The sequence below is a fragment of the Candidatus Nitronauta litoralis genome (genome assembly GCA_015698285.1).
GTDB lineage: Bacteria > Nitrospinota > Nitrospinia > Nitrospinales > Nitrospinaceae > Nitronauta > Nitronauta litoralis.
In genome coordinates this window covers 3,103,807-3,114,979 of the sequence record CP048685.1, presented here as the reverse complement: position 1 = coordinate 3,114,979, position 11,173 = coordinate 3,103,807, and the positions used below count along the sequence as shown (strand labels likewise).

Here is an 11,173-nt window from a genome sequence, read left to right as displayed (position 1 = left end):
ACATGCCTTCGGAACTCGACCCACCCGTCTCAATACAACTCGCCAAAATTGCCCTCGACCTGGGAGCCATTAAAATTTCCCCGGAAAACCCCTTCACCTGGGCCTCCGGTGCTCGAATGCCGATTTACAATGATAATCGGTTATTACTCGGTGATAGCTCCCACCGCCAATTGGTCGCGGAAGGCTTTCAAGCCATTATCGATTCCCGCAAAATACCAACTGATGTGATCGCGGGTACAGCCACCGCCGGCATACCACACGCCACTACGTTAGCCAACCGACTGCAATGCCCACTTATTTATGTCCGGCCCACCCCCAAAGAACATGGGATGAAAAACCAAATCGAAGGCCCTCTGGACCCCGGCAAAAATGTGGTGGTTGTTGAAGATCTCATCTCAACGGGAGGCAGCGTTCTAAAAGTTGTGCACGCACTCCGCGAAGCAGGCGTCCGGGTTCAACATTGTATGGGGATTTTTTCGTATGGCTTTCCTGATACTATTGAACGGTTCAATGAGAAGGACTGCCAGCTTCATACCCTGATTCAATTCGAGGAACTTCTTGATTTTATGAAGAGCTCAGGAAAATTATCCAGTGAGCAGCTCCAGACCCTGATGGAATGGAAAGACCACCCTTTTGAATGGTGGGAGAAGAAAAAATAAATGGGGCAACATAGACTCAGGATTGCCATTTTGGCCCTGGTAGCGGCAATTTTAACTGCCTGCGCAGGTGCCCCCGCTAAAAAAGAGAAGAAAGACCCATTGATGGTACGTGACTCCAGAGAATGTCGGTCACTCTCACACATGGATGGAATGGAGCGCAATGGTCCCCAAGCCTATAGAGCCCAGGCTCATTACAGCAAATGCATGCGTGACCGGGGATGGCCCGGAGAGTGAAACAACTCAAAAACGCGAAGTAAGCCCTTTAGATTTAAGCCTTTAAACCTTCATTCCCTGGAAAAGGCGTATTAACCATAGAAAATTCGAAACATCTTTTTTACAAAAATAAGGGCCCCAGGCCCCCTCATTCTGGATTTATGTATTGACAGTTTCTGCAATTGATAATAGGATTAACCTCTTTAAAAACCTTGGTTTATTTAGCTTCCTGCCCTACAAGTGGTATTTAAGGCAAAACCGGGTTCAAATCCGTCGTTAACTTTATCCTTTAAAATATAAACAAGCTCATTATCATCACAAGTTTGGATTAATCGGAGGTTTATTTAGAATGCCAAAATTACCATTAGGGCCCGCAGGTTTTCTTCCGCCATCAGCAGCAGCCATGGGTATTTTTCAACCCGAAGAAGGATCTGGTCATCACCTTCTTGAAGGCGAACCAGTTGAAGAAGAAAAGGTCTACGATATCAGTGCAGAAAAACTATTGACCCTCAGAAACCCGACCCTATTTCCCGGCCCAATGTTGGTCTGGGGCTGGACCGAAGAAACACGTCATAAGGCAACATTGGCGCTTGACCTGGTCAAGGAAGTTCCCGGTATGAATATCATTCCAATGCCGGACTACCGCCCAATTTACCCAAAGATTGATCCGGAAGCAGTGATCAACCCTTGTCACCCAAACCTCACAATCCAGCACAACAAAATTCATGTATGTGCTTTTATCGGGGTTCACTGTCATTTTGCGAACATCACCCTCAGGATGATCCGCGCGAACACCAACTGTTATACTCAGGCATGGTGTGCCTATGATGGTCATGAAGATGCCCTTCTTGCGATTCGCGACTTTGACTCAGCCAAAATCGAAAAGATCAAACAAGCAATCATTAAACTTAAACAAGGTGGCCTTACACCTTGGGCAGAAACTCCTGAAGGCAAGGAAGAACTTGAAGAAATCAGGGCAAGAAAAGAAGAGCGCGCTAAGGACACCAAGGAAAATGCGCAACTCTTCATGAACGAACTCGAACAGGGTCTCGACGAAAACGCAGAATAAAATACCAGTTTAATGGTTTAACCTAATCCCGCAGTTTTCTCCTGTGATTACACAGGGTAACAACTGCGGGATTTTTGTTTTTATCCCGCCTACATTCCTCTCTTTTTGTTCCAATTATTTTCCGTTGACAGTAATTTTTTTCCCCTTAACCTGATTACACGTTAGAAAATAAATTCAGGTTTTCTGGTTTCCCGATAATACCAAAACCATATCAGATCAGGTGTTATTACAGGAAACCTAATTAAATAGTTTTTTTATGACAATGGGAGGTTAATGTGCGTGCATTGGTAGTCGATGACTCGAAAGCCATCAGGCGTATTCTGACTCAAATGCTGGTCAGCATGGGTTTTGAAGTCAGTGAAGCCGGGGACGGCAAAGAAGCATTTCAAGTCGTTGAATCCAGCGACCTTTTTGAATTCGCCCTTGTCGATTGGAATATGCCGGAAATGAACGGCTATGAACTTGTCTGCGAAATCAGAAAAAACTCAAAGTATGACAATATGCGGCTCATGATGGTCACAACTGAAACGGAAATGTCTCAAGTGGTTAAGGCTCTTGAAGCAGGAGCCAATGAGTATGTAATGAAACCATTTACCAAGGAAATGATTCAGGAAAAACTAACTCTGATGGGAATAGCAGTCAACTCTTCGTAGTTTTTAATTTACGAATCAAAACTCTATCTCTCCACATTTTCCAACAAAGGTTTTATGGCTATCGCATCAGCAGATTTTGATTACATTAGAAAACTGGTACTTAATCGATCGGCTATCGTTCTCGAACCCGGCAAAGAATATCTGGTTGAATCCAGAATGCTTCCCCTGCTTCACAGCGAAGGCCTGGAAACAATCCAAAGCCTTGTCGGCCAACTTCGTATGGGTGGGTCCAGAAACGGGCTTTCCGACAAAGTGGTTGACGCACTCACTACAAACGAAACTTCTTTTTTCCGGGATGTTCACCCCTTTGAAGCCTTAAAAAAACATGTCCTTCCGGATATCCTGGAAAAAAACAAAATAAAACGTGAATTGAACATCTGGTGTGGTGCAAGCTCCAGTGGGCAGGAACCCTTTACCATTGCCATGATTCTTAAAAATGATTTTCCCGAACTAAACAATTGGAAAATCAACTTTATGAGCAGCGATATATCCAGGGAAATGCTGGCCCGTTGTCGAACAGGTAAATACTCACAACTTGAAGTCAACCGTGGATTACCTGCAATGCTTTTGGTGAAATTTTTCGAACGGGTGGGCACCGATTGGAAAGTGAAGGATGACTTATTAAAAATGGTCCAGTTTCGTGAAATCAACCTCTCTGAACCTTTTCCCCCAATACCTCCCGTAGACATCATGTTTCTCAGGAATGTTTTGATCTATTTTGATGTGGAAATGAAAAAAAGTATTCTGGGAAAAATCAAGAAAGTTTTGAAGCCTAGCGGTTACCTGTTTTTGGGGGCTGCAGAAACAACGATGAACATCGATCCTGCATTTGAAAGGCTCCCGCTACCACAATCGGGATGTTACAGCCTGAAAGGTTAAAATACAAATGGACCACCTTGAAGACGATATCACCCAGTATACAGAGGTAATCTGGAAAAACGTCCTCGGAATGGATGTCACCAAATCTGAAAAAATATATGAGCCCGATCATCTGGACAATGCCCTGGCCAGTTGTGTTCATATTACGGGGGAATGGTCTGGTACAGTCACCCTCCATTGCCCTGCAACCCTGGCGAGAAAGGCTGCAGCTATCATGTTTTCTGTTCCAGAAACAGAAGCTAAAATGCAAGATATCCAGGACGCCCTGGGTGAATTGGCAAATATGACCGGAGGAAACCTCAAAGCCATGTTCCCCGAACCCTGTTACCTCTCCCTCCCTACAGTCGCAGTCACCAATTTTAATCTGCGGGTACCTGGGAGTGAGTTGATTTGTTTAATATCGTTTACTTGTGGAAACAAACCCTTTTCAATTTCAGTATTGAAAAAAACGGATACTAATGGCGCCGTGACCAGTTAAAACAATGCCCACACAATACATGGAAAAGGAAATACGACACTGTGCCGAGATGGTTTGGACAACTGCACTTGGGTTGTCCCTGACTCAGAAAAATACTAAACAGCCTATTACAGAAATAAAAAACCTAAGGTGCGCAACACAAATCAAGGGAAGGTGGAACGGCTGGTTTGTAATCACTATCGCGCCGGGACTCACTCACACAGCCTCCCGGATATTTTTTGGAGAAAGTGACTCTGCAATTGAAAACGAAAATATTAAAGACACTCTAAAGGAACTGGCTAATCAGATTGGTGGAAACCTGAAAAACCTGGTGCCACAACCCTCTTCAATCGATATCCCTGTCATGTCGTTTGAAGCAGGCGATCTAAAGTTCCCACATACAGAACCTTTAACCCGCCTGACTTATGAATGTGAGGGCGATCTGGTCGAATTTCAACTACTCGAATTTCCTGAGAAAAACCAAAACAATTAAAATATATTTGTAAAATTTTTATAACGATAATTTAACCTGAAATCATGTCTCAAACTTTCAGGAATTCTCGACGTTTTCATATTCCCTGCAAAGAAGCTCTATATCAGTCCGACTGAGAGCTTCTTCTGTTAAACCGCAAAAATACCGGCCCGCCCCTTTCTTCTGGTTAAATCGACAGTTTCGACAAATCCCAAAAGGACGCATAGCATTGGACTTTTGCATTGCCTGCAAAAGTAAACGCAGGTTTTCTAATAGTTGTTTTTGAGTTCTCTCGGGCAATTTTTTTAGTGCCTTCTCCCCTGTTTGCGTCGGCAAAAATTTTTCAATGACTTTTATCCCCTCACTCGTCACCTTTAAATGGAAAACCCTGCCATCCGCCATGTCCTTCTTCTTTTGAATGAGCCCCTTACTTTCCAATGATTTTAGAGTTTGGGAAACCGTGCCCTTGGTCAAACCGAAATAATCAGAAACGCCTTGATGAGTATCGGAATAACGGTTGCACCTGTGTAAATAAAACAGAGCGTTTAATTGTATGGGGTGAAGGTCGTAATCAATTCCCGCCAGCCTTATTTCGGAACGAAAAAAGGAAGAAATCCGCTCAATATAGTCGTAGAAAAGCTCAGCGTCCATGCAACATATTGTATCGAATCGAAAATAATTTGACAATTAATTCTGCGACTGATATTTTAGTTTCGACTAAAAACTATTAGGTTTATTTTTTTTTAAAGGAGATAAAATGAAATCATCCAAGTGGGTCATAACAGGAGTCTTGTTGGTTTTTCTTGCACTGACGCAAAATTCACAAGCCAGCGAACAGAAAGTAAGTTTTCCAACCGGTTATAAACAGTGGAGCCACATTAAATCTATGGTTATCGAACCAGGGCACCCCCTTGAAAACCCTTTTCAGGGATTGCACCACGTTTACGCCAATCCCATAGCTATTAAAGGATTTAAGGAAGGTATTTTCCCGGATGGCTCTATTCTGGTCTTCGATTTGGTTCAGGACAAAAAGGAAGGAAAGACAATTCAGGAAGGTGAGAGAAAACTGGTAGGTGTCATGCAGAAAGACAAAACGGTTTTTAAAAAAACAGGGGGCTGGGGATTCGAAGGATTTGCAGGAAACAGCCAGACCGAACGCCTTGTAAAAGACAATGGAATTGGCTGTTTTTCATGTCATGAATCTCAGGAAAAACAGGATTATATTTTTTCCGCACCAAGGAAATAATATTATCTGCAACTATTTAAATAAGGGCGAATTCGATGAAATCTTTAAATGAGAACACTTCTAATAATTAGTAAGCATTGCAATCCCTTTTCACAGAAAAAACCCGGATCTATAAACTACCCGAGGGTCTGGTGTAATTCATCAGGCCCTCTTTTAAAATAAATTTTTGCGCTATATGAAGGTAAAGAAAACCATTTGCAGTAATGTGCTATCTGGGATTCAATCCAACATGCTTTTTGATCTCATCCTCTGATTGACTGGGGTTATTTGAGTTGAACTGAACAATGTGGTTGAGGTGTTCATAACTTTCAAGTGGAATCTGGTTAAATTTAACACCCACTCCATCTGGCTCTACCCGCTGGATAACCCCCTGCAAAACAATTTTGATTGGAGGCTCTACACCTTCCAACTTCAAGTTAATCTCACAATTTCCACCTTTTTCAATTTCAAAATTGCTTTCCAGGAAAATCCCACTCATGCTGATATCCTTAATACCCACATTATTGAACTCATGATCACCAACCTTAAGTTCCGCTGCCATGCGAAAAGAAACCCGGCTGAATTGCCTCGACTCCGATTTTTCGTAGCTCATAAAGTACTCCCTGGAAATCCATAAAAGAAATTTAGCCCAATATTTTCAATTAGTTATAAAATCAAAACCCGAATCAGGATAACCCGATTTTTTTCATTTTGAACCAATTCCTTACCTTGACACCTGTTCACAGGAATCTTATTTAACTCTGTAACTGATTTTAGTGTAAGCACTTCAACTCAAATAGGCAAATATTTCGGATCGAAATTATTAATAAATTGGCCGTTGTTTTTTGATCACAAGAAAGGATTTTCAACATGGGAAAGATTATCGGAATTGACCTGGGAACCACCAACTCAGTGGTGGCCGTCATGGAGGGAAACGAGCCTAAGGTCATCGTGAATGAAGAAGGCAGCAATACAACTCCCTCTGTAGTCGGGTTCACCAAAGATGGTGAAATTCTAGTCGGGCAGGTCGCGAAACGTCAGGCGATTGCCAATCCGGAAAATACGATCTTTTCCATTAAAAGATTTATGGGACGTTCCTGGGATGAAATTCAGGGTGAAACAGAACGCGTACCTTACAAACTGGTTAAAGGTTCGAAAAACGACCCGAAAGTAGAAATCCAAGGCAAACAGTACAGCCCGCCTGAAATTTCGGCAATGGTTCTACAAAAGCTGAAAAAATCAGCTGAGGCCTATCTCGGTGAAACAGTTTCCGAGGCAGTCATCACAGTCCCCGCTTATTTCAACGATGCCCAGCGCCAGGCAACCAAAGATGCAGGCAAAATTGCCGGACTCGACGTCAAACGGATCATCAACGAGCCGACCGCTTCTGCCTTGGCTTATGGCCTCGATAAGAAAAAGGATCACACCATTGCTGTTTACGATTTCGGTGGTGGTACCTTTGATATTTCCATTCTCGAAGTAGGCGACAATGTTGTCGAAGTTAAAGCCACCAATGGCGACACTCATCTGGGTGGTGACGACCTGGATGACCGGGTTATTGAATGGCTTATCACTGAATTCAAAAAAGACAGTGGTATCGACCTCAGTAAAGACAAAATGGTCCTGCAGCGCCTTAAGGAAGCGGCTGAAAAAGCCAAGATCGAACTTTCTTCTACCACGGAAACTGAGATCAATCTGCCCTTCATTACGGCAGACGCAACCGGCCCCAAGCACATGCAGATCAAGCTTAGCCGTTCCAAATTTGAGTCCATGATTGATGACCTGATTCAGAAAAGTAGAAAGCCTTGTGAAATGGCCCTGAAAGATGCCGGTCTCGATGCTAATGGCATCAATGAAGCCATCCTCGTTGGTGGATCAACTCGTGTACCGAAAGCCCAGGAACTGGTGAAAGACCTGTTCGGTAAAGAGCCTCACCGTGGTGTGCATCCGGATGAAGTGGTTGCACTCGGTGCAGCAGTACAGGCCGGTGTCCTGGCAGGTGATGTCAAAGATATCCTTTTGCTGGATGTCACTCCGTTGTCTCTTGGTATTGAAACCTTAGGTGGGGTCACCACCCGGCTGATCGAACGCAACACCACGATCCCGACCCGCAAGGCGGAAACTTTTTCCACAGCGGCCGACAACCAGCCAAGCGTGGAAATCAACGTTCTGCAGGGCGAACGTGAAATGGCCAAGGACAACCGGTCAATTGGTAAGTTCCACCTCGACGGCATTCCGCCAGCACCTCGCGGAGTACCTCAGGTAGAAGTCACGTTCGATATCGATGCAAACGGCATCCTGCACGTTTCCGCAAAAGACAAGGGAACGGGCAAAGAGCAGAAAATCACCATCACCGATAACACGGGTCTTAGCGACAATGATATCGAACAAATGGTGAAAGACGCTGAAGCCAATGCAGAGGAAGATAAGAAACGTCGCGAGGCGATTGATGCCCGCAACCAGCTTGATTCCCTGATCTACAACACCGACAAGACGGTGAAGGAGAACAAGGAAAAAATCAGCGAAGAAGAATTCAAGAAAGCCGAAGAGGCTCTTGAAGAAGCCCGTAAGCACGTCCAAAGTGAGGATGCGGATGCGATCAAAGCCCAGATTGAAGCGCTCACCGCAATTTCTCATGAACTGGCACAAAAGATGTACAGCCAGCAGGCGGAAAATCCGGAAGGTGGAGAAACGCCTCCTGGTGAAAACGGCGGCCCGGAAGGCAGCACCGATGATGCCAAGGGCGAACAGGACGATGTTGTCGATGCAGAGTTCGAGGACATCAGTAATAAGAAGTAAGATTCACTCTGTGATGTAATTCGACCTCAAGGTCGACCACGGGTGGGAGTTGCCTTCTCCCTCCCCAACTGTGCACCAACATCCCGAAGCGCCGGGAGGTCCTCCCTCCTCCCGGTGCCCGGGTTTTTCCTTTTATGGACTTATGACTGACAAAGATACCAAACCTGCCAATAATGAAGAATCACAATTCACAGTAAATGATCGCCGCCACTGGGTGCATGAAGATGACGAGGTTTTAGAGAATCTACCTGAGCCAGAGGAACGCCTCCCATCTTATGTTGAACAGTTAAAAAAAGAGGCAGAGGAAAAGGATCGCCAACTCAAAGAATATATTCAGGCTTACAAACAGAAAACTGCCGAGACCGATGAGTTTCGTCAGCGGTTGCAGCGGGAAAACGACACCCGCCTGGATCAGGCGCGTGCCCTCTTCTTTAAAAAGCTTGTCCCCATTCTCGACAATTTCAATCGCGCCCTGGAATCTGCCGATTCAACAGGTGACCTTGAAAGCTTCAAACAGGGTGTCGGGATGATCTTCAAACAAATGAAGAACGAATTCGAAACCGAAGGTGTAAAAACACTGACTCCGGCCAATGTTCCGTTCGATCCCTCTCAACATGAAGCTTTCATGACCGAAGAAGTTGACGATCCTGCACAAGATGGTATGGTACTCGCGGCGCTTGAGCCAGGGTATTTTTACAAAGACAAACTCATCAAGCCAGCGAAAGTGAAAGTGGCAAAACTCAAATCCTCCAACTGAGGCGTTCATGTCCCAGCGCGATTATTACGAAGTTTTAGGCGTATCCCGAACCGCATCCGATGATGAATTGAAAAAGGCCTACCGCAAGTTGGCCATGCAATTCCATCCGGATAAAAACCCCGGAGATAAGGAAGCAGAGGAGAACTTTAAGGAAGCTGCGGAAGCTTACGAGGTTCTCCAGGACTCCCAGAAACGACAAATATACGATCAGTACGGGCACGAAGGTCTCAAAGGCCGCGGACCCTCCTTTAGTGGAATGGAAGATATCTTCTCTTCCTTTGGGGATATCTTCGGAGACTTTTTTGGTGGAGGTGGTGGACGCGCCCGCACCGGAGCTGATTTACGCGCCGATGTCCAGGTAACCTTTGAAGAGGCTGCATTCGGTGTTGAAAAGGAAGTCGAAGTTAAAAAACCAGTCACCTGTAAAACCTGCAAAGGGTCTTGTTCCAAACCTGGCACCACACCCGAGCGCTGTTCCATGTGTGGAGGGACAGGTCAGGTTGTCCGCACCCAGGGGTTTTTCAACCTGGCGACCCCCTGCCCGCAATGTGAAGGCCAGGGCCAGATTTTACGGTATCCCTGTCCGGACTGCCGTGGTGAAGGACTGCAACTCGAAACAAAAAACATCCAGGTCAATATACCTGGCGGTGTCGATGACGGCTCGCGCCTGCGGCTACGCGGTGAAGGGGGAGCACAGGCAGGACTTCCTCCCGGCGACCTCTATGTCATCGTTCATGTAAAACAACATGATTTTTTCCATCGCGAAGAAAACGATATCTACAGTCGACTCCTCATCTCCTTTTCTCAAGCCGCCCTTGGTACGGAAATAGAAGTTCCGCAACTGGATGGAGAAACCAGAGTCATTTCCGTTCCCTCCGGGACCCAGACCGGGGATCGCCACACCATACGCGGTGGAGGCATTCCAAATTTACGTGGTCATGGTAGGGGAAACCAGATCATCCAGTTTGTTGTGGAAACACCCAAGAAACTCAACAAGCGGCAGAAAGAACTGCTCCACGAACTCGCCGAGATTGACGGCAAACCTGTCAAGGAAACGGTCAAAGGATTTTTCCAGAAACTGGTGGGGCTGTAGTTCATTTATAATCAACAAAGTCAAAGAGGCCATGCACCTAAAAAAGGAATTTGGCCTTTTCACTGTCACCCTGAGCCAGGAGCCTGTCCTGAGTCCAGTCGAAGGAAAAACCGGCAGCGCTTTTTAGCCAGAACGCCTACACTCCAACAAGGTAAACCTCCATACCGCTCTTCAATTCAGGGTGACATAATTTAACTGGGTAGAGAGCTAGTTCATTTCAATTTCTATTACTTTAGGAAACCTAAAATTTTCATTGGATTTCCAAACAAACTCCGGTAAGATCGCCTTTTACAAGGTTTTTTCTCCCCGGAACAAATGAAAAAGTTTTTCGCCTCCCTCCTTCTCGTATTCACTGCCCTTTTGCTTTTCCGGAATTTTGGTTATCAGTTTTACAAAATTCCAGCAGGCTCCATGCAACCCGCACTCCTCATTGGAGATGTGATTGCAGCCAATAAATGGGTCTATCGTTTTGAAGAACCCAGTCGCGGAGACCTCATCCTCTTTGATTATCCAAAAGACGAATCACAAGTGTATGTGAAACGCCTGATTGGTTTACCAGGGGAAACCATAGAAATTAAAAACCACCGGGTCTACATAAACGGTTCACTTTTAGAAGAACCCTATGCACGTGGACAGGAAAAGATAAAAAGGAAAGCGACTGAAGATAAGAGGGATCCTTTTGGTCCGGTGACTATACCTCAGGCCAGCTATTTTGTTCTCGGAGATAATCGGCTGGAGAGTGAAGACAGCCGCCATTTTGGATTTGTGCGCCGCGAAAAGGTATTTGCCAAAGCTGACAGAATTGTCGGCTCAACCGATGGGAATGGAAACAAACGAACTGAAAGGATATGGAAAGCATTTCCCGAAATGACGTTCATCAAACAATGACCATTCATC

Annotated in this window: 14 protein-coding genes; 12 read left to right on the top strand and 2 right to left on the bottom strand. The window is 45.2% G+C overall.

The window, feature by feature from the left end:
- Positions 1–2 precede the first annotated feature (2 nt).
- From pyrE to G3M70_14170, 7 genes are all read left to right on the top strand, one after another.
- On the top strand, positions 3–659 hold the full coding sequence (gene pyrE / locus G3M70_14200; protein QPJ62963.1) for an orotate phosphoribosyltransferase: 657 nt from the start codon (positions 3–5) through the stop codon (positions 657–659).
- On the top strand, positions 660–893 hold the full coding sequence (locus tag G3M70_14195; GenBank protein QPJ62962.1) for a hypothetical protein: 234 nt from the start codon (positions 660–662) through the stop codon (positions 891–893).
- A gap of 328 nt (positions 894–1,221) precedes the next feature.
- Positions 1,222–1,941 carry a 2-oxoglutarate:ferredoxin oxidoreductase gene (locus G3M70_14190; protein QPJ62961.1) on the top strand — a complete coding sequence of 240 codons (720 nt, stop codon included), beginning with the start codon at positions 1,222–1,224 and terminating at the stop codon, positions 1,939–1,941.
- 275 nt (positions 1,942–2,216) lie between these two features.
- The gene (locus G3M70_14185) at positions 2,217–2,594 is read left to right on the top strand and encodes a response regulator (protein QPJ62960.1); all 378 of its coding nucleotides are present in this window, start codon (positions 2,217–2,219) and stop codon (positions 2,592–2,594) included.
- Between the two features lie 54 nt (positions 2,595–2,648).
- The gene (locus G3M70_14180; protein QPJ62959.1) at positions 2,649–3,473 is read left to right on the top strand and encodes a protein-glutamate O-methyltransferase CheR; all 825 of its coding nucleotides are present in this window, start codon (positions 2,649–2,651) and stop codon (positions 3,471–3,473) included.
- A gap of 7 nt (positions 3,474–3,480) precedes the next feature.
- Positions 3,481–3,951 (top strand): chemotaxis protein CheX, encoded by a 471-nt coding sequence (locus G3M70_14175; protein ID QPJ62958.1) that lies wholly within the window; start codon positions 3,481–3,483, stop codon positions 3,949–3,951.
- A 4-nt stretch (positions 3,952–3,955) separates the two neighbouring features.
- A complete protein-coding gene (locus tag G3M70_14170) occupies positions 3,956–4,423 on the top strand; it encodes a chemotaxis protein CheX (GenBank protein ID QPJ62957.1) in 468 nt (155 codons plus the stop codon).
- 57 nt (positions 4,424–4,480) lie between these two features.
- Here the strand turns inward: G3M70_14170 and G3M70_14165 are convergent, their stop codons facing one another.
- Entirely contained in the window at positions 4,481–5,053 is a 573-nt protein-coding gene (locus tag G3M70_14165) for a MarR family transcriptional regulator (GenBank protein ID QPJ62956.1), read from the bottom strand.
- Positions 5,054–5,159: 106 nt separating this feature from the next.
- Here G3M70_14165 and G3M70_14160 point away from each other — a divergent pair, with 106 nt between their 5' ends.
- Positions 5,160–5,648 carry a cytochrome P460 family protein gene (locus tag G3M70_14160; GenBank protein ID QPJ62955.1) on the top strand — a complete coding sequence of 163 codons (489 nt, stop codon included), beginning with the start codon at positions 5,160–5,162 and terminating at the stop codon, positions 5,646–5,648.
- 208 nt (positions 5,649–5,856) lie between these two features.
- Here G3M70_14160 and G3M70_14155 read toward each other — a convergent pair whose 3' ends face one another.
- Positions 5,857–6,240, bottom strand: coding sequence for a PilZ domain-containing protein (locus G3M70_14155; GenBank protein QPJ62954.1), 384 nt, complete (start codon positions 6,238–6,240; stop codon positions 5,857–5,859).
- A gap of 257 nt (positions 6,241–6,497) precedes the next feature.
- On the opposite strand from G3M70_14155, the gene dnaK reads away from it, so the two are divergent.
- From dnaK to lepB, 4 genes are all read left to right on the top strand, one after another.
- Positions 6,498–8,426: a molecular chaperone DnaK gene (gene dnaK / locus G3M70_14150; GenBank protein QPJ62953.1), complete on the top strand. Its 1,929-nt coding sequence runs from the start codon at positions 6,498–6,500 to the stop codon at positions 8,424–8,426.
- A 142-nt stretch (positions 8,427–8,568) separates the two neighbouring features.
- Positions 8,569–9,183, top strand: coding sequence for a nucleotide exchange factor GrpE (locus tag G3M70_14145; protein ID QPJ62952.1), 615 nt, complete (start codon positions 8,569–8,571; stop codon positions 9,181–9,183).
- Between the two features lie 7 nt (positions 9,184–9,190).
- Positions 9,191–10,276 carry a molecular chaperone DnaJ gene (dnaJ, locus tag G3M70_14140; protein ID QPJ62951.1) on the top strand — a complete coding sequence of 362 codons (1,086 nt, stop codon included), beginning with the start codon at positions 9,191–9,193 and terminating at the stop codon, positions 10,274–10,276.
- 315 nt (positions 10,277–10,591) lie between these two features.
- Positions 10,592–11,164: a signal peptidase I gene (gene lepB / locus G3M70_14135; GenBank protein QPJ62950.1), complete on the top strand. Its 573-nt coding sequence runs from the start codon at positions 10,592–10,594 to the stop codon at positions 11,162–11,164.
- The last annotated feature ends 9 nt before the right edge of the window (positions 11,165–11,173 follow it).

Coding starts and splice junctions, on each gene's coding strand:
- G3M70_14170 (QPJ62957.1), top strand. CDS start 3,956: ATGCCCACACAATACATGGAAAAGGAAATACGACACTGTGCCGAGATG.
- G3M70_14155 (QPJ62954.1), bottom strand. CDS start 6,240: ATGAGCTACGAAAAATCGGAGTCGAGGCAATTCAGCCGGGTTTCTTTT.
- pyrE (QPJ62963.1), top strand. CDS start 3: ATGCCTTCGGAACTCGACCCACCCGTCTCAATACAACTCGCCAAAATT.
- G3M70_14165 (QPJ62956.1), bottom strand. CDS start 5,053: ATGGACGCTGAGCTTTTCTACGACTATATTGAGCGGATTTCTTCCTTT.
- dnaK (QPJ62953.1), top strand. CDS start 6,498: ATGGGAAAGATTATCGGAATTGACCTGGGAACCACCAACTCAGTGGTG.
- G3M70_14190 (QPJ62961.1), top strand. CDS start 1,222: ATGCCAAAATTACCATTAGGGCCCGCAGGTTTTCTTCCGCCATCAGCA.
- G3M70_14175 (QPJ62958.1), top strand. CDS start 3,481: ATGGACCACCTTGAAGACGATATCACCCAGTATACAGAGGTAATCTGG.
- G3M70_14195 (QPJ62962.1), top strand. CDS start 660: ATGGGGCAACATAGACTCAGGATTGCCATTTTGGCCCTGGTAGCGGCA.
- G3M70_14180 (QPJ62959.1), top strand. CDS start 2,649: ATGGCTATCGCATCAGCAGATTTTGATTACATTAGAAAACTGGTACTT.
- lepB (QPJ62950.1), top strand. CDS start 10,592: ATGAAAAAGTTTTTCGCCTCCCTCCTTCTCGTATTCACTGCCCTTTTG.
- G3M70_14145 (QPJ62952.1), top strand. CDS start 8,569: ATGACTGACAAAGATACCAAACCTGCCAATAATGAAGAATCACAATTC.
- G3M70_14160 (QPJ62955.1), top strand. CDS start 5,160: ATGAAATCATCCAAGTGGGTCATAACAGGAGTCTTGTTGGTTTTTCTT.
- dnaJ (QPJ62951.1), top strand. CDS start 9,191: ATGTCCCAGCGCGATTATTACGAAGTTTTAGGCGTATCCCGAACCGCA.